This window comes from Plantactinospora sp. KLBMP9567 (assembly GCF_033446045.1).
Lineage (GTDB): Bacteria > Actinomycetota > Actinomycetes > Mycobacteriales > Micromonosporaceae > Plantactinospora.
The window spans coordinates 77,054-94,636 of the sequence record NZ_JAWQRR010000013.1 but is presented as its reverse complement, the minus strand read 5'-3'; the positions used below and the strand labels follow the sequence as shown (position 1 = coordinate 94,636).

The 17,583-nt window shown below is 71.6% G+C and carries 16 protein-coding genes; 5 read left to right on the top strand and 11 right to left on the bottom strand.

The annotated features are described in order from the left end of the window. Positions 1–12: 12 nt before the first annotated feature. Together R6Y94_RS10590 and R6Y94_RS10585 are read left to right on the top strand one after the other, a co-directional pair. On the top strand, positions 13–1,035 hold the full coding sequence (locus R6Y94_RS10590) for a zinc-dependent alcohol dehydrogenase (RefSeq protein ID WP_318395631.1): 1,023 nt from the start codon (positions 13–15) through the stop codon (positions 1,033–1,035). Positions 1,036–1,161: 126 nt separating this feature from the next. Beyond that, complete coding sequence (locus tag R6Y94_RS10585; RefSeq protein ID WP_318395630.1) at positions 1,162–1,923, top strand: PIG-L deacetylase family protein; 762 nt, start codon at positions 1,162–1,164, stop codon at positions 1,921–1,923. Between the two features lie 135 nt (positions 1,924–2,058). Here R6Y94_RS10585 and R6Y94_RS10580 read toward each other — a convergent pair whose 3' ends face one another. Continuing rightward, positions 2,059–3,075: an SDR family NAD(P)-dependent oxidoreductase gene (locus R6Y94_RS10580; protein ID WP_318395629.1), complete on the bottom strand. Its 1,017-nt coding sequence runs from the start codon at positions 3,073–3,075 to the stop codon at positions 2,059–2,061. Here R6Y94_RS10580 and R6Y94_RS10575 point away from each other — a divergent pair. Beyond that, positions 3,074–3,295, top strand: a complete 222-nt coding sequence (locus R6Y94_RS10575; RefSeq protein ID WP_318395628.1) for a helix-turn-helix transcriptional regulator — start codon at positions 3,074–3,076, stop codon at positions 3,293–3,295. The genes R6Y94_RS10580 and R6Y94_RS10575 overlap by 2 nt on opposite strands. 162 nt (positions 3,296–3,457) lie before the next feature. After that, positions 3,458–3,949 (top strand): hypothetical protein, encoded by a 492-nt coding sequence (locus R6Y94_RS10570; RefSeq protein ID WP_318395627.1) that lies wholly within the window; start codon positions 3,458–3,460, stop codon positions 3,947–3,949. 50 nt (positions 3,950–3,999) lie between these two features. Here R6Y94_RS10570 and R6Y94_RS10565 read toward each other — a convergent pair whose 3' ends face one another. From R6Y94_RS10565 to R6Y94_RS10520, 10 genes are all read right to left on the bottom strand, one after another. Beyond that, complete coding sequence (locus tag R6Y94_RS10565; RefSeq protein ID WP_318395626.1) at positions 4,000–4,671, bottom strand: FadR/GntR family transcriptional regulator; 672 nt, start codon at positions 4,669–4,671, stop codon at positions 4,000–4,002. A gap of 45 nt (positions 4,672–4,716) precedes the next feature. Further along, positions 4,717–5,568 (bottom strand): amidohydrolase family protein, encoded by an 852-nt coding sequence (locus tag R6Y94_RS10560; RefSeq protein WP_318395625.1) that lies wholly within the window; start codon positions 5,566–5,568, stop codon positions 4,717–4,719. Further along, positions 5,565–6,575, bottom strand: a complete 1,011-nt coding sequence (locus R6Y94_RS10555) for an aldo/keto reductase (RefSeq protein WP_318395624.1) — start codon at positions 6,573–6,575, stop codon at positions 5,565–5,567. Before R6Y94_RS10555 ends, R6Y94_RS10560 begins: the two co-directional genes overlap by 4 nt. Beyond that, positions 6,572–6,904: an L-rhamnose mutarotase gene (locus tag R6Y94_RS10550; protein ID WP_318395623.1), complete on the bottom strand. Its 333-nt coding sequence runs from the start codon at positions 6,902–6,904 to the stop codon at positions 6,572–6,574. Before R6Y94_RS10550 ends, R6Y94_RS10555 begins: the two co-directional genes overlap by 4 nt. An 82-nt stretch (positions 6,905–6,986) precedes the next feature. Next, positions 6,987–8,015: an ABC transporter permease gene (locus tag R6Y94_RS10545; RefSeq protein WP_318395622.1), complete on the bottom strand. Its 1,029-nt coding sequence runs from the start codon at positions 8,013–8,015 to the stop codon at positions 6,987–6,989. After that, entirely contained in the window at positions 8,012–9,544 is a 1,533-nt protein-coding gene (locus R6Y94_RS10540) for a sugar ABC transporter ATP-binding protein (RefSeq protein WP_318395621.1), read from the bottom strand. The genes R6Y94_RS10545 and R6Y94_RS10540 overlap by 4 nt, the downstream gene beginning before the upstream one ends. Further along, on the bottom strand, positions 9,544–10,593 hold the full coding sequence (locus R6Y94_RS10535; protein ID WP_318395620.1) for a sugar ABC transporter substrate-binding protein: 1,050 nt from the start codon (positions 10,591–10,593) through the stop codon (positions 9,544–9,546). Before R6Y94_RS10535 ends, R6Y94_RS10540 begins: the two co-directional genes overlap by 1 nt. A 251-nt stretch (positions 10,594–10,844) precedes the next feature. Next, positions 10,845–11,642: an SDR family oxidoreductase gene (locus tag R6Y94_RS10530; protein ID WP_318395619.1), complete on the bottom strand. Its 798-nt coding sequence runs from the start codon at positions 11,640–11,642 to the stop codon at positions 10,845–10,847. After that, the gene (locus R6Y94_RS10525; protein ID WP_318395618.1) at positions 11,639–12,958 is read right to left on the bottom strand and encodes an L-fuconate dehydratase; all 1,320 of its coding nucleotides are present in this window, start codon (positions 12,956–12,958) and stop codon (positions 11,639–11,641) included. Before R6Y94_RS10525 ends, R6Y94_RS10530 begins: the two co-directional genes overlap by 4 nt. Continuing rightward, positions 12,955–13,785: a fumarylacetoacetate hydrolase family protein gene (locus R6Y94_RS10520; RefSeq protein ID WP_318395617.1), complete on the bottom strand. Its 831-nt coding sequence runs from the start codon at positions 13,783–13,785 to the stop codon at positions 12,955–12,957. Before R6Y94_RS10520 ends, R6Y94_RS10525 begins: the two co-directional genes overlap by 4 nt. Before the next feature lie 341 nt (positions 13,786–14,126). Between R6Y94_RS10520 and R6Y94_RS10515 the strand changes: the two genes are divergently transcribed. Beyond that, entirely contained in the window at positions 14,127–17,525 is a 3,399-nt protein-coding gene (locus tag R6Y94_RS10515) for a glycosyl hydrolase family 95 catalytic domain-containing protein (RefSeq protein WP_318395616.1), read from the top strand. Positions 17,526–17,583 lie beyond the last annotated feature (58 nt).

Here is a 17,583-nt window from a genome sequence, read left to right as displayed (position 1 = left end):
GGTGAGCTGACCGTGCGTGCCTTCGTGGTGACCGGTCCGGGTGCGGCCGAGGTACGCGAGGTCGCGCCGCCGGTCGCCGGGCCGGGCGAGGTGGTGGTCGACGTGGTGCGAGCCGGCGTCTGCGGCACCGACGCCGAGTTCTTCTCCGGGCACATGGCGTACCTGCACAGCGGCGACGCCCGGTATCCGCTCCGGATCGGGCACGAGTGGTGCGGTGTGGTGTCGTCGGTCGGCTCCGGCGTGCCCGAGGAGTGGCTGGGTCGGCGGGTCACCGGTGACACCATGCTCGGCTGCGGCCGGTGCGCCCGGTGCCACGGCGGACGGCAGCACCTCTGCGCCGACCGCCACGAGATCGGCATCCGGGGCGGGTGGCCGGGTGCGCTCGCCGAGCGGCTGCCGGTACCGGTCCGGGCCCTGCACCCGCTGCCCGATCAGGTCGACGCGACGCTCGGTGCGCTGGTCGAGCCGGGCGGCAACGCGCTCCGGGTGGTCGAGGCGGCGCAGGTCGGCCCCGGCCGCCGGCTGCTGGTGCTCGGCCCGGGCACCATCGGCCTGCTGGTGGCACAGATCGCGGCGGCCCGGGGTGCCGAGGTGCACCTGCTCGGCCGGGAGGAGCCCTCGCTCGACGTCGCCCGCAGGCTCGGCTTCGGGTACGCCTGGACCGCGCGGACGTTGCCGGCCCCGGCGGCGCTCGCCTTCGACGCGGTCGCCGACGCCGCCAACGACGAGCGGCTGCCGGCGCTCGCCGTCGACCGGGTGGAGCCCGGCGGCCGGGTCGTCTACATCGGGCTCGCCGAACGGCCGAGCCTGCTCGACACCCGCGAGCTGGTGCTCAAGGACGTCACCGCGGTCGGCGTGCTCAGCGCGTCCGGAGGGCTCGCCGGCGCCATCGAGCTGTACGCCTCCGGAGCGGTCGACCCGCGCCCGCTGGTGGCGGCGACGGTCGGGTTGGACGAGGTGGCGGGGGTGCTGCGTGGCGAGCGCGAGCCCGGCTGGGGGGCCGCCCCGAAGATCCACGTCGACCCGTGCCGCTGAACGACCCGGACCAGCGAGGAGCCCGGCCCGGTCGCGCCGGCCCGGCTGCCCAGGCAGCCGGACTCGGAACGGCGTGGCACCGTGGCGCGAATGCCGTCTCGAAGCGGCGTCGAGCAAGATGGTCCCATGACTGCTGACACACCCGTCGTCGCCAACCCGCTCCAGCCCGTCGACGAGAGCTGGCAGCGCGCGCTCGCCATCGTCGCCCACCCCGACGATCTGGAGTTCGGCGCCGCCGCGGCCGTCGCCCGCTGGACGCGGCAGGGCAAGGAGGTCGTCTACGCGCTGCTCACCAGCGGCGAGGCCGGCATCGACGGGATGGACCCGGCCGAGGCCGGGCCGATCCGTGAGGAGGAGCAGCGCGCCTCCGCGGCGATCGTCGGGGTGTCCCGGGTCGACTTCCTCGGGCTGCCCGACGGCGTACTGGAGTACGGCGTCGCGCTGCGTCGTGACCTGAGCCGGGTGATCCGGAGGTACCGGCCGGAGATCGTGATCACCAACAACTTCCGGGACAGTTGGGACGAGGCCGGCAACGCGCTGAACATGTCCGACCACATCGTCACCGGCCGGGCCGTCCTCGATGCCGTGCGCGACGCGGCCAACCGCTGGGTGTTCCGCGAGCAGATCGACGAGGGGCTGGAGAAGTGGGGCGGGGTCCGGGAGGTGTGGGCGGCCGGTTCACCGCTGTCGAAGCACGCCGCCGACATCACCGACACCTTCGACCTGGGCGTCCGGTCACTTGAGGCGCATGCCGCCTATCTGCGCGGTCTCGGCGCCGGAGACTTCGACCCCGAAGAGTTCCTGGAAGGCATCTCCCGGCAGACCGGCAACCGCCTGGGCGCCAAGTACGCGGCCGGCTTCGAGGTCTTCCGCCTCGGCCTCCACTGAACCTTTTTCAACCTCCCCTTGCGGTCCGTCGGAGCGCGAGGTCGGACGCGGTGTGTGAGCGCCGCGCGGTTCAGGTTGAAAAGGTTCACTAGAACTCGGTTGCCGCAGCTGTCGCGCCGAGACCGCGGCGGCGCGTTACGCCTTGATCAGTTGCTCGCTCAGCTCCCACAGCCGCTGTGCCGACTTCGGGTCGACGGCGTGCGGCACGACGTCGGACGGGATGTCCTGCTCGGCACCGAAGTCGATGGGCCTCGGGGTGTCCAACGGTGAGACGTCGTTGTCCTTCAGATAGACACCGCCGATCCCGGCGAGCAGTGGGCTGGTCGCGGCGAACACGCTGGTGCTGGCCCCCTGTTGCGGTGTCTTCCTCTCACGATCGGGGTCGATGATCGGCAGACCGGATTCATCGATCAGTCCCATGGCCCGCAGCTGGTCCTCGGTCACCGAGGGTCCGTCCTCGGCCCGCGAGGGTCCCAGGCCGGTGCTGACGACGATGCCGGGGTGCACCGCGTAGCCGCGGATCCCGTCGTCGGCCCATCTGCGGTCCAGCTCGACCGCGAACAGCACGTTGGCGGTCTTGGACTGGCCGTAGGCGAGCATGCCGTCGTAGCCGGTGGCGAAGTGCGGGTCGTCCCAGCGGATGTCGGAGAGGCGATGGCCGCCGGAGGTCACGTTGACGACTCGGGCGCCGTGGGCGGCGCGCAGTGCGGGCAGCAGGCCCAGCGTCAACTGGAAGTGGCCGAGATGGTTGGTCGCGAACTGCGATTCGTAGCCACGCGCGTCTCGGAACAGGGGCCCGCTCATGATGCCGGCGTTGTTGATCAGGATGTGCGGCGGGCGGCCGGAGCCGAGGTAGCGGGCGGCGAAGGCGTCGATCGACGTCGGGTCGAGCAGGTCCAGGTGACCGATCTCGACCCGCTCGATCCCGGCCCGCGCTGCCGCCGCGCGGTCCGGGTTGCGCACGCCGACGGTGACGGATGCGCCGGCCTTGCTGAGCGCACGGGTGGTCTCCAGGCCGAGCCCGGCGTGTCCGCCGGTGACGATGGCGTTCCGGCCGGCCAGGTCGATGCCCCGGAGGACGTCGTCGGCCGTCGAGCCGGCGGTTTCGCGGTGCGGGGCCGCTGGGTCTCGCGCGCCGCCATTGGCGGGCATGCCGCCGCTGACCTACCTCAACCGCTGGCGGATGCTGCTGGCGCAGCGGGCTCTTCGGGACGGCGATGTCCGGGTCGGATCGCTGGCGTCGGAACTGGGCTACGCGTCGGAGAGTGCGTTCAGCACCGCGTTCAAGCGGGAGGTGGGCGAGTCACCGCTGCGCTACCGACACCGGGTACGCGATGAGTTGTCCGCCCGGACGGCCTCTCTGCAGGTCTGACCTCCACCGGGCAGCAACAGCGGCGCTACTGATATCCAGGCCACGGATCCGGCGGTTTGCCCGTTCTCGCCATCGGTGACCTACCCCACTAGGCTTGCCCGCATGTCACGCCCGACGCCCGACACGCGGTCGCCCCGGAAGTTGGTGTGGGCCTCCGAGGAGGTGATCGCCCGCATCGGGCAACAGGTTCAGCCGGAGGTGAGCCTGCCGAGAAGGATCGCGCTGACAGCGACGTCCGCCTTCGTCTTCACCTGGATTCCGGCCTTCGCCGTGTTCGCGGCCACGACCGTCACCGCGCCCCCGGTGACCAGCGGGGCCAGCGTCGGCAGGACCGCCTTCTGGGCGCTCCAGTTCGGCATCCTGATGGCGGTCGCGGCGACGATCACGAACCTGCGGCGGCGCGCCGCCAAGCCCGACGCGGCCGGCACGGACACGTCGACTCGCGGGATTGTGCTGCGGCTTGCGATCAACGCGCTGGTCACCGGCGCATGCGCATGGTTGGTGCTCGCACTGCAGGGGCTGTCAGCCGGTCAGACCGCCTCGCTGGCCGCCGTGCTCGTCGTCGTGCTGCACCTGCTGCCCATGATCGTGGCTCGGCTGCTGCAACGACGTGGTGGGCGTCGCCAGGCCAGCTCGGCCGACCCGGTGCCGTGACCACCCTCGCCCGGATGCCCCTGCCCCGATGACGATGTCGACGGAGGGCGTCAGAGCACCCGGCGCAGCCACTCCTCCACCCCGGCGATGTGCACCGTCGCCCACGCCCGGGCCAGCTCCGGCTGCCCCGACGCGACCGCGTCCAGGATCGCCGCATGCTGCTCCCGGGTCTTGCTGACCGCACCCTCCTGGGTGAGCCCGCGCCACACCCGGGCCCGGGTCGTCGGCCCGGAGAGGCTGTCCAGCAACGACGTCAACACGTTGTTGCCGGCACACGCCGCGATCTGCCGGTGGAACTCCAGGTCGTTCGCGACCAGCTCGTCGATGCTCGGATCCTCCCCGAGCCCGTCCAGCACATCTCGCAGCTTGCCCAACTGCTCCTCGGTCATCCGCTGCGCGGCCAGCGCCGTCGCGGCCGGTTCCAGGATCCGGCGTACCTCCAGGAATTCGAGCACGGTGTCGTCGCGGTGGAAGTCGACGACAAAGCTCAACGCGTCCAGCAGCAGCGCCGGGTCGAGGCTGGTCACGTAGGTGCCGTCGCCCTGGCGTACGTCGAGGACCCGGATCAGCGAGAGCGCCTTGACCGCCTCCCGCAGCGAGTTGCGGGACAGCCCGAGCCGCTCGGCCAGGTCGGGTTCCCGGGGCAGCCGGTCACCGGGGCGCAGTTCGCCGGCGACGATCATCTGTTTGATTTTGTCGATCGCCTCGTCTGTGACCGCCACGCGTTCCTCCCACGTCCTTTCCGTACCGCGAAGACTAGGCGTCGGCTAGGTGCCGAGCCGGTAGGTCCGCACCGCCGTTTCGCCGAAGACCGCCGACCGCTCGGCCGTCGACAGCGGCGGCAGCACCTCGGTCAGCGCCGACAGCACCGCACCGTAACCGGCGGCGAGTCGGCAGACCGGCCAGTCCGAACCGAACATCAGTCGCTCCGGCCCGAACAACCGGACCGCCTCGGCCACGAACGGCCGCAGGTCCGCCGGGAGCCACCGCCCCCAGTCCGCCTCGGTCACCAGCCCCGAGAGCTTCGCGGTCGCGTTCGGCACGGCCGCCAGCTCGGCGACCGGACCGGACCAGGCAGCCAACCCGGCCGCACCGTCGCGGATCGCCGGCTTACCCAGGTGGTCCAGCACGAACCGCAGCTCCGGCACCTCCCGGGCGGCCCGGGCCACCGCCGGCAACTGGTCCGCCCGGCACACCACGTCGAAGGCCAGTCCGGCTTCCGCGATGGTATGCAGCCCGCGCCGCACCTCCGGCCGGTCCAGGTAGCCCGGATCGGTCTCGGCCTGCAGCTGTGGCCGGATCCCGACCAGCAGCTCGGCACCGGGCAGCCGGCGGTAGCCGGCGAGGGTGTCGGCCAGCCCCGGATCGGCCGGGTCCGCCCAGGCGACCACTCCGGCGATCGCCGGACACTCGGCGGCGTGGCCGAGCAGGATCGCCGCCTCGGCGGTGTCGCACCGGCCGCCCTCGACCAGTACGGTCCGGTCGACCCCGGCCGCCGTCAGCTCGGCGACCAGGTCGGCGGGGAGGAAGGAGCGGCGGATCGGGGCCAGCTCCGGCGCGTCGAGCCACCGGTAGCCATCCTCGATCCGCCACAGGTGGTGGTGCGCGTCGACGATCATGGCGTGCCGACCCGCTGGGTGGGGACGGGCGCGTCCGGGCGGAGCAGTCCCACGGCGGCCAGCTCCGACCAGAACTCCCCGGGCGGCGGCTCGGCCGCGTGCAGCGCGGCGTTCCGGCGTACCTGCTCGGGGTTGTGCGCGCCGACCACCACGGAGGCGACCGCCGGGTGGGCAGCGGCGAAGGCGAGCGCCGCCGCCGGCAGCGTGGTGCCGTGCGCGGCGCAGAGGGTGGCGATCGCCCGGGCCTGCTCCAGGATCTCGGCCGGGGCGTCGGCGTAATCGTACGGGAGCCCGGCGTGCGGCCGCTCGACGGCGAGCAGTCCGCTGTTGAAGACGCCCGCGTTGAGCACCGAGACGCCGCGCCGGCCGCACTCCGGCAGCAGGCTGTCCAGCGCCGGCTGCTCCAGCAGGGTGTACCGGCCGGCCACCATCACCGCGTCGACCTCGGTCTCGGCGACGAACCGGTGCAGCACCTGCCACTGCTTCGAGCCGACCCCGATGGCGCCGACGACGCCCTGGGCCCGCAGCTCGTGCAGGGCCGGATAGCCCTGCTCCAGCGCCTGTGTCTGGTGGTCCTCCGGGTCGTGGATCAGCACCAGGTCGATCCGGTCCAGGCCGAGCCGGACCAGGCTCGCCTCCAGTGACCGCCGGACCCCGTCGGTGCTGAAGTCCCAGAGCCGCCGGTGGTCGGCCGGTACGTCGAAACCCTGGTCGTCGCGCCGCCCCGCCCCGGACCGGTCCGGTACCAGCAGCCGCCCCACCTTGCTGCTCACCGTGTATTCCTCGCGCGGCAGCGTACGCAGCGCGTCGCCGAGCCGCCGCTCGGAGAGCCCGAGGCCGTAGTGCGGGGCGGTGTCGAAGTAGCGGATCCCGGATTCCCAGGCCGCCGCCACCGTCGCCAGCGCCTCGGCCTCGCCGACCGCCGTGTAGAGGTTGCCGATCGGGGCGCAGCCGAGGCCCAGCGGGCTCACGACCACCTTGGAGTGCCCCACCCTGATCCCCGTCATGCCGTCTCCTCGCCATCTGTCGGCAGTTCCCAGACCAGCGACAGGCCCGAGTCGTTGCCGGAGTAGTCGTCCCGCACCTCCAGCAGCTCGGCCATCCGGGCCTGCCACGGTACGTTCGCCGGATGGTCGCGCAGTTCGTGCCGCATCCGCTGGTAGTCCTCCACCTCCACCAGGTGGAACAGGTCGCGCCCGTCCCGCCAGATCCGCCACGCGTACACCCCGGCGGCGCGCAGCGCGCTGTCCAGCTCGGCGGGGATGACCTGGTGGACGCGGTCGTACTCAGCCTCCCGCCCCGGCCTGAGCCGGGTGTGCAGGGCGATCCGCTGCATGGCTGCGAAGCTCCTTCCGATGCCTGTCCGGCCGGGACCGTCCGGTGTGCCGTCGGCGGGCACGCCGGACCGGTCCCGACCGCTAGTCCTGCGCCTTGCCGGAGGTGAGCCGGGCCAGGATCAGCGCGATCAGGATGATGGCGCCGTAGATGGCCTGGATCCACTGGGCGGAGACCCCGGCGAGGGTCAGGATGTTGTTGATCAAGCCGAGGACGATGACGCCGCAGAGCGCGCCGAAGAGCGTCCCCTTGCCGCCGTCGAGGCTGATCCCACCGATCACCGCAGCGGCGAAGACGGTGAAGATCATGCCGTCGCCCTGTGCCGCCGCGACCGAGCCGAGCCGGCCGGTCATCAGCAACCCGGCCAGCGCCGCCAGCAGCCCACCGATCATCAGGATGATCCAGACCACCCGGTCGGTACGGATACCCGCCGCTCGGGCCGCGTCGGTGTTGCCGCCGATCGCGTAGACCGCCCGGCCGTGCCGGAAGAACCCGAGCGCGGCGATCCCGACGACGAAGAGCGTCCCGCTGATCCAGATCGACGCCGGTACACCGAACCAGACCGCGTTGCCCAGATAGAGCACCGACGGCGGGATGTCGAAGAGATTCTGCCCGCCGGTGATCCCGATCTGGAGACCGCGCAGCACGATCAACATGCCCAGGGTCACGATGAACGCGGAGAGCTTGAATCGCAGGATGAGCAGCCCGTTGAACGCCCCGATCGCCATGCCGGCGAGCAGGCAGATCGGGATCGCCAGGCTGGCCGGCAGCTCGGTGCCGAGCCCGTTGCTGGCGGCCGGGATGACCAGCGCCAGGGCCAGCGCCGGGGCGAGCCCGATGGTCGACTCCAGCGACAGGTCGAACTTGCCGGCGATCAGGATGATCGCCTCGGCGAGTACCAGCAGCGCCAGTTCGGTCTGCTGTTGCAGCACGTTGGTGATGTTGGCGGTGGAGAGGAACACCGGGTCGATGACCGCGCCCACCACGACGAGCAGCAGGATCGCGGGGACCAGCGCGAGGTCCCGCAGCCGGGCCAGCGGCACCCGGCCGCCGAGTCCGGGGCGGCCTGGCGCCGGGGCCGGCGGCTTGGCGATTGTCTGGGTGCCGGTCAAAGCTCCTCCACTCCCTCTACTGCGGTCACCAGCTCGGCATCCGCCCAACCCCGGGAGACCTCCCGGACCACCCGTCCGTGGAACATCACCAGCACCCGGTCGCACGAGCGCAGGTCGTCGAGTTCGTCGGAGACGATCAGCACCCCGGTGCCCCGGGCCGCCGCCTCGGCGACCGCCCGCAGCAGGGAGTCCTTGGAGCGGACGTCCACCCCTGCGGTCGGGCTCACCATCACCAGCGCCTTCGGGTCGTTCGCCAGCGCGCGGGCGAGTACCACCTTCTGGGCGTTGCCGCCGGAGAGTCCGTTGACCGGCTGGTGCGGACCGTCGGTCTTGATGTCGTAGGTTTCGATCATGCGTTGGGCCACGGCACGCTGCCGGGCCGGCGCGATGATCCCGGCCGGCCCGAGCCGGTCGGTGATCGGCAGGGTGGCGTTCTCCGCCACCGACAGCAGCGGCACCAGCCCCTCCCGGTGCCGGTCCTGCGGCAGGTAGCCGAGGCCGGCGGCAAGCGCGGCGGGCACGCTGCCCGGCTTCGGGGTGCTGCCGGCCAGGCTGACCGTGCCGGTGTCGGCCCGGCGCAGCCCGGCGATCGTCTCGGCCAGCGCCACCTTGCCGCTGCTGCCCGAACCGATCAGCCCGACCAGTTCACCGGCCCGCACCGTCAGGTCGACGTCGGCGTAGAAGCCGGCCAGGCCGAGCCCGGCGACGTCGAGCACGACCGGCGCGCTCTCCGGTACGGCCGGCCGGTCGATCCCGGCCAGGGTCTCCCCCGCGTCGCCGGTCATCGCGGCGACCAGCGCCTCCCGGGCGACCATGTCCACCGGCTGGGTCAGGATGTGCCGGGCGTCGCGCAGCACCGTCACGGTCTGGCAGACCTCGTAGACCTCCTGGAGGTGGTGCGAGATGAACAGGAAGGTCACCCCGGCGGCCTGCAACTCGCGCATCCGGCCGAAGAGCCGTTCGATCGCGGCGGCGTCGAGCTGCGCGGTCGGCTCGTCCAGGATGATGAACTTCGCACCGAACGACAGCGCGCGGGCGATCTCGACGAGCTGGCGCTGCTCGACGCTGAGGCTGCCGGCCGGCGCGGCCGGGTCGACCGCGACGCCGTACCCCTCGAGCAGGTCGGCGGCGCGGCGGCGCAGCCCGCGCCAGTCGATCAGCCCGCGCCCGGCCTGGCGGTTGAGGAAGAGGTTCTCCGCGACCGTCAGGGTGGGGATGATGGTCGACTTCTGGTAGACGCAGGCGACCCGTTGTCGCCAGGCGTCGCGGTCGGCCAGTGCCGGCGCGGGCACCCCGTCGAAGTGCACCTGGCCGCTGTCCGGCCGCTGCAGCCCGGTCAGGATCGAGACCAGGGTGGACTTGCCGGCGCCGTTGCGCCCGACCAGGGCGTGTGTCTCGCCCGCTGCGATGCTGATGCCGGCGGAGTGCAGGGCGACCGTCGCGCCGTACCGTTTCGAGATGTCGCGGGCCTCCGCGGCCGGGGCGACGGCCCCGGCCACGGTGCCTGCGGTCTGCGTCTGACCGGTCATCACTTGCCGATCTGGTTTCCCCAGAGCGCCGGATCGTCGACGTTCTCCTTGGTGACCAGCGGGGCGGCGATCTGGTCCTCGAGGCCGTTGCCGACGTCGATGATGGTGCTGTTGTGGTCGGTCGGGCCGGGCTGGAAGGTCTTGCCCTCGGCCGCCGCCTTGGCGTAATAGAGCGCCCACTTGGCGTAGAGGTCGGCGGGCTGCGAGACGGTGGCGTCGATCTCGCCCTTGCGGATCGCCTCGAACTCCTGCGGGATGCCGTCGTTGGAGACGATGAAGATGTGCTTGGGGTCGGTCGGCGGCACCAGCAGGTTCTTGGCCTTCAGCACCTGGAGGGTCGGCGCCAGGAAGACGCCGCCGGCCTGCATGTAGATGCCCTTGATGTCGGGGTGCTGGGCGAGCCGGGTCTGTAGCGCGGCGGCGGCCTTCGGCCCCTCCCACTCGGTCGGCTCCTCGAAGATGGTGATCCCGGGGAACTTCGTCTTCATGCATTCGGCGAACGCCTCGGAGCGGTCCCGGCCGTTGATCGAGGAGAGCGAGCCCTGGAACTCGATCACCTTGCCCTGGCCGCCGAGCTTCTCGCCGAGGAACTCGCAGGCCTTCTGCCCGTACGCCCGGTTGTCGGCCCGGACCACCATGAAGACCTTGCCCTTGTCGGGACGGGTGTCGACGGAGACCACCGGGATCTTCTTCGACTCCAGAGTGGTCAGCGTGGAGGCGATCGCACCGGTGTCCTGCGGCGCCATCACGATCGCCTTGGCGCCCTGGCTCACCATCGCCTGCACGTTCGCCACCAGCTTGGCGACGTCGTTCTGCGAGTTGGTCGGGGACATCAGGTTGATGTCGTACTCGTCGGCGAACTGCGGGACGTACTTGGCGTAGGAGTTCCAGAAGTCGGAGTCGGCGCGGGGCAGGTCGATGCCGATCTGCGGGCTGCCGCCGGTCTGGCCACCCGTCCCGCTCGACGACGACTCGCCGCAGGCGACGGTGCCGACGGCGAGAGTCGCGGCCATCGCGATCCCCGCCAGGGACTTGGCGGTATGTCTCACTGTGGTCCTCCATCCGGTGCGGATACGGTGGGCAATTCTTGGAGGCAATCGGAAACACGCGGGTAATACATCGGATGTCTATCAGTCCGCCCTTGCCCCCGCAAGACCCAGAACCGGCAATCTCCCCGCCTGTTACCGGGCAGGCGGAATCGTTACATCGGATGACCGTGCGACGGGCAGCCTGGAACGCGGGACCGGCGACCTGCCCGAAGGTCGACGGTCCACATCGGAGAGGCCGGGGCGCGGGCTGGTCAGCCCGGCGGGGCGGGGCGCAGCCGCAGCCCGTGCATGCCGCCGTCCACCCCGAGCACCGTGCCGGTGGTCGCCCCGGACAGCGGACTGGCGAGGTAGGCGATCGCCGCCGCCACCTCGTCCGCGCCGACCAGCCGGCCGGTGGGCTGGCGGGCCTGCAGCGCGGCGAGTTCCGCCGCCGGATCGCCTGCGGAGTCCAGCAGCCGGCGTACCCAGGGGGTGTCCACGGTGCCGGGGTTGACGCAGTTGACCCGGATCCCCTCCCGGACGTGGTCGGCCGCCATCGCCAGGGTCAGCGACTGCACCGCGCCCTTGCTGGCGCTGTAGAGCGCCCGGTTGGGCAGCCCGGCCCAGGCCGCGATCGAGCAGGTGTTGACGATCGCCGCGGACGACGAGCGGCGCAGGTGCGGCAGGGCGGCCCTGCTCACCCGGACCATCCCGACCACGTTCACGTCGAGTACCCGGTGCCACTCGTCGTCCGGGTTGGACTCCACCGTGCCCTGCGCGCCGATCCCGGCGTTGTTGACGAGTACGTCGATGCCGCCGAGCGCCTGCGCCGCGGCGGCCACCCCGACCCGTACCGAGGCGTCGTCGGAGACGTCGGCGGCGATCCCGAGCAGCGGCTCGGGGACGCCACCCGGGTTCAGGTCCAGGCAGGCGACCCGGGCGCCCCGGGCGGCCAGCAGGGTGGCGGTGGCCAGGCCGATGCCCGAGGCGCCGCCGGTCACCACCGCGGTCAGCCCGGCGAACTCGCCCCGGCCGCCGCCTCCGTCGCCGGGCGGATACCCGGCGGTCACGGCACCGCCACCTCGGCCGGCGGGGCGGCCCAGACCGGGCCGTCCGGATAGGCGTACTCGGTCAGCGTCTCCGGGCGCATGGTGGCGCTGAAGCCGGGCGCGGTCGGTGCCACGTACCGGCCCCTGCGGATCACCACCGGGTCGACGAAGTGCTCGTGCAGGTGGTCGACGTACTCGATGACCCTGTCCCGCATGGAGCCGGCGACCGCGACGTAGTCGAACATCGACAGGTGCTGTACCAGCTCGCAGAGCCCCACCCCGCCCGCGTGCGGGCAGACCGGCACGCCGAACTTCGCCGCCAGCAGCAGGATCGCGATGTTCTCGTTGACCCCGGCGACCCGGCTCGCGTCGATCTGCACGTACGATATCGCGTCGAGCTGGAGCAGTTGTTTGAACACCACCCGGTTGGCGACATGCTCGCCGGTGGCGATCCGGACCGGTGCCAGTTCCCGGGCGATGGTGGCGTGCCCGACGACGTCGTCCGGGCTGGTCGGCTCCTCGATCCAGTACGGGTCGAAAGGCGCCAGCTCGCGTACCCAGGAAATCGCCTGCGGCACGTCCCAGCGCTGGTTGGCGTCGACCGCGATCCGGATGTCCGGCCCGCAGGTCTGCCGGGCGATGCCCATCCGCCGGATGTCGTCGTGAAGGTCGGCGCCGACCTTCAGCTTGATCTGGGTGAAGCCGTCGGCCAGCGCCTCCTTGCAGAGCCGGCGCAGCTTGTCGTCGTCGTAGCCGAGCCAGCCGGGCGAGGTGGTGTAGGCGGGGAAGCCCTCACGCAGCAGGTGTTCCTCGCGCTCGGCCCGGCCGGGGCGGGCGTCCCGGAGGATCCGCAACGCCTCGTCCCGGGTCAGCGCGTCGCTGAGGTAGCGGAAGTCGACCAGGTCGACCAGTTCCTCCGGGCTCATCCCGGCCAGCAGGCGCCACAGCGGCAGCCCGGCCCGCTTGGCCCGCAGGTCCCAGAGCGCATTGACCACGGCGGCGATCGCCATGTGCATCACGCCCTTCTCCGGGCCGAGCCAGCGCAGTTGCGAGTCGTGCACCAGCTCGCGCCAGAAGCCGCCGAGGTCGGCCAGGACCGCCTCGACCGGGCGTCCGATCAGGTACGGCCGCAGCGACGCGATCGCCGCCGCCTGTACGTCGTTGCCCCGCCCGATGGTGAAGGCGAAGCCGTGCCCCTCGTGCCCGTCCCCGGCGTCGGTGCGCAGCGCCACGTACGCGGCCGAGTAGTCGGGGTCGGGGTTCATCGCGTCGGAGCCGTCGAGTTCGCGGGAGGTCGGGAAGCGGATGTCGGCGATCTCCAGCCCGGTGAAGATCATGCCTGCCCCACCGTCTGGCGCTGCCGCCCCAGCCCGTCGATCTCCAGTTCGACGACGTCACCGGCGACCAGGTACGGCCTCGGCTCGGGCTGGCCGAGCGCCACCCCGGCCGGCGTGCCGGTGTTGATGACGTCACCGGGATAGAGCACCAGGAACTGGCTCAGGTAGTGCACGATCTCGGCGACCGGGAAGACCATGTTCCTGGTGTTGCCGTCCTGCTTGAGCGCGCCGTTGACCCGGAGCCGCAGCCCGAGATCCTGCGGGTCCGGCACCTCGTCGGCGGTGACCAGCCAGGGGCCGAGCGGGTTGAAGGTCTCGCAGTTCTTGCCCTTGTCCCACTGGCCGCCGCGTTCGAGCTGGAACTCCCGCTCGGAGACGTCGTTCGAGACGGCGTAGCCGGCGACGCAGCCGAGCGCCTCCTCCGGGCTGGACAGGTAGCGGGCCTTACGCCCGATCACCACCGCCAGCTCGACCTCCCAGTCGGTCTTGGTGCTGCCGCGTGGCACCAGCACCTCGTCGTCCGGGCCGACCACGGTGTCCGGGGCCTTCATGAAGACCACCGGCTCGGTCGGGAGCGGGGCGCCGGTCTCGGCGGCGTGGTCCCGGTAGTTCAGGCCGATGCAGATGATCTTTCCCGGCCGCAGCGGCGGCCCGACCCGTAGGCCCTCGGGAAGGACCGGTAGCCCCTCGACGTCGAGCCCGGCCAGCCGCTCGATGCCGCTGTCGGTCAGGAACGATCCGTCCAGGTCGTCGACCACTCCACGGAGGTCGCGCAACCGCCCGGCCTCGTCCAGCAGCGCCGGGGACTCCTGCCCCGGTGCGCCCACCCGCAACAGCCTCACCCGTCGCCCCCAGACTTCCGTCGTAACCCGTCAGCAATACATCCGATGTCTATCAGGTGGGCTTGGCCGGACACAAGACCGAGAGAGTAATCGCGGCATACCACCGACCTCGTCAGGGCGCCGGGAAGTGCAGACGGAGCCAGGAACCTACCAGGCTGTGCGCGGGTGACCAGGTAAGGCCACCCAAGACCCTCTCTTGTTTCTCCGACGTGTCCTTTGTAACCTCATCGCCAAACATCGGATGCGTGCTGGACGCGTGGTCGTGGCCGCGACGTTCGCCCCGCCAGAGTTCTCCCCCGGCCCATCTGGACGATCCGGAGACAGTAATGGATGACCCTAACCGGCGGCCCCTGCCGCGCCGGTGGACGGCCGCCGCACTGGTGGCCGCGCTGACCGCGTTCGTGCCCGCCTTCTCCACCAGCACCGCCTCCGCCGCCCCCGACAGCAGGTCGGGCAGCGCGGCCTCCGCCGACGACGCGCTCACCCTCTGGTACGACGAACCCGCCGCCGACTGGGAGACCCAGGCGCTGCCGATCGGCAACGGTGCCCTCGGCGGCATGGTCTTCGGCCGGGTCGCGGCCGAGACCGTGCAGTTCAACGAGAAGACGCTCTGGACCGGTGGCCCCGGCTCGGCCAGCGGCTACAACTTCGGCAACTGGACCTCGCCGCGCCCCGGCGCGATCGAGGAGGTGCAGCGCCTGATCAACGAGCGGGGCCGGCTCAGCCCGCAGGAGGTGGCGAACCGGCTCGGCCAGCCGAAGAGCGGCTTCGGGTCGTACAACACCTTCGGAGATCTGTCGCTGCGGCTCACCGAGGACCCGGGCACGGTCAGCGACTACCGCCGCGAGCTGAACATCGGCCGGGCGGTCGCCAAGGTCTCCTACACCGACGACGGGGTGCGCTACACCCGGGAGTACTTCGCCAGTCAACCGGACGACGTGCTGGTGGTGCGGCTCAGTGCCGACCAGCCGGGGAAGATCGGCTTCACCACCGGGGTGACCGCGCCGGACAACCGGTCGAAGAACGTCACCGCCAGCGGCGGCCGGATCACCTTCGCCGGAACCCTCAACGACAACAAGCTGAAGTACGAGTCGCAGATCCAGGTCACCGCCGACGGCGGCACGGTCAGCGACGGCACCGACGGCACGGTCACGGTGGTCGGGGCCGACGCCGCCACGCTGGTGCTGGGCGCCGGCACCGACTACGCGGGCAGGTACCCGACGTACCGGGGAGCGGACCCGCACTCCCGGGTCACCGCCACCGTCGACGCGGCGGCCCGGAAGTCCTACGCCGCGCTGCTCGCCGCGCACACCGCCGATTACCGGTCACTGTTCGACCGGGTACGCCTGGACATCGGCCAGGAGATGCCGGCCATCCCCACCGACGAGCTGCTGCGGCAGTACCGGGGCGGGGCGTCGGCGGCGGACCGCGCGCTGGAGGCGCTCTTCTTCTGCTACGGCCGCTACCTGCTGATCGCCTCGTCCCGACCCGGCTCGCTGCCGGCGAACCTCCAGGGCGTCTGGAACAACGTCACCAACCCGCCCTGGGACGCCGACTACCACGTCAACATCAACCTCCAGATGAACTACTGGCCGGCCGAGACAACCAACCTGTCGGAAACCACCGCACCGCTCTTCGACTACGTCGACGCGATGGTGCCGCCGGGTAAGGTCACCGCGCGGCAGATCTACGGCAACCGGGGCTGGGTGGTGAACAACGAGACCAACACCTACGGCTTCACCGGCCTACACAGCTACCCGCAGTCGTTCTGGTTCCCCGAGGCCGGTGCCTGGCTGGCCCAGCACTACTACGAGCACTACCGGTTCACCCGGGACGACAGGTTCCTGCGGCAGCGGGCGTACCCGCTGATGAAGGAGCTGGCGCTCTTCTGGCTGGACGAGCTGATCGTCGACCCGCGCGACGGCAAGCTGGTGGTCTCGCCGAGCTACTCGCCGGAGAACGGGGACTTCACCGCCGGCGCCTCGATGTCCCAGCAGATCGTCTGGGAGCTCTTCACCAACACGATCGAGGCGGCCGGGATCGTCGGCGGGGACAACGCGTTCCGGCGGGAGCTGCGCGACGCGCGGGCCTTGCTCGACCCGGGCCTGCGGGTCGGCTCCTGGGGGCAACTCCAGGAGTGGAAGGAAGACCTGGACAACCCGAACGACCAGCACCGGCACGTCTCGCACCTGTTCGCCCTGCATCCGGGCGCGCAGATCACCGCGCTGGACGACCCGGAGCTGGCCGCCGCCGCGAAGGTCTCGCTCACCGCACGCGGCGACGGCGGTACGGGCTGGAGCAAGGCGTGGAAAATCAACTTCTGGTCCCGGCTGCTGGACGGGGACCACGCGCACAAGATGCTGACCGAGCAGTTGCGACAGAGCACCCTGGCGAACCTCTGGGACACCCACCCGCCGTTCCAGATCGACGGCAACTTCGGCGCGACGGCGGGGATCGCCGAGATGCTGTTGCAGAGCCAGACCGGTGACGTCCACGTGTTGCCGGCGCTGCCCAGCGCGTGGCAGAACGGATCGGTCAGCGGTCTGCGGGCCCGGGGCGGGCTGACCGTCGACACGAAGTGGTCGGCCGGAGCCGCCACCGAGATCGCGGTGACCGCCGACAAGGCCGGCGAGGTGACCCTGCGCAGCCCGCTCTTCGCCGGGCCGTACAAGCTGGTCGACGCCCGCACCGGTAAGAAGGTGAACGGAAGGGCGAAGGGTGACCGGCTCATCTTCACCGCCCGCGCCGGCCACCGGTATGTCGCCACCGCCCAGGTCGGTTTCACCATCGACGCACCTGCGACGCTGGAGACCGACCAGGCGGGGACGGTCGCGGTCACCGTTTCCGCGATCGGTGCCGAGAAGGTGCCGCCGTCGGCGTTGAAGCTGGCGCTGCCGGTGGGCTGGCAGGTCCGGCCCGGTCAGGTCCAGGTGCCCCGGCTCTGGCCCGGCGACTCGCAGACCTACCGGTTCACCGTCACGCCGAGCCGGGAGGCGGCACCGGGGCCGAACCGGATCGAGGCGCGGCTGACCCACGACAAGTGGCGGGCCACGGCCAGCACGTCGATCGCGCTGCCGGTGCCGCCGCCGTGCGCCCGGCCGGCCCCGGGCGTCCCGCTGGTGGCCTGGGACCCGGTCTCCGGTGACACGGTGGCCGACCACTCGCCGAACGGGCGGACCGCGACGGTACAGACCGGCGGGGCGTACGTCGCGGCCGGGCCGACCGGCAGCGCGCTGGTGCTGGACGGCAACCGGTTCCTGCGTACCGCACCGACCACCCTCGGATATCTGGAGAAGGCGACGTTCGCGGCCGAGGTCAAGGTGACCACCAGCGGCAGCTACCGGCGGCTCTTCGACTTCCAGCCCGGCGGCGACCCCGGCACGGACGGGATCCTGATCGACCTGACCCCGAGCAACCAGCTCCGGTTCATCGGCTCCGGCACCGGAGTCACCAGCAACGCCACCGTACCCACCGGCCGGTACGTCGACCTGGTGGTCACGATGGACGGCGACGGCAACATCGTCGTCTACCTCGACGGCCAGCAGGCCGGCACGGCAAAGGTGCCGGACGGCGGCATCGTCGGCTGCGCCACCCGGGAACTGCGGTTCGGCGCCGACCAGGGCGGCGGGCAGCGGCTGACCGGTGAGGTCGACCGGATGGCGATCCTGCCGGAGGCGCTGCCGGCCGACCAGGTATCCACCTGGCAGGCCCGCGCGTTCGGCTGACCCGTACGACTTCCACCCCACCCCCTCCGCCACCCGGCGGGCCGACCCCTCACCGGTC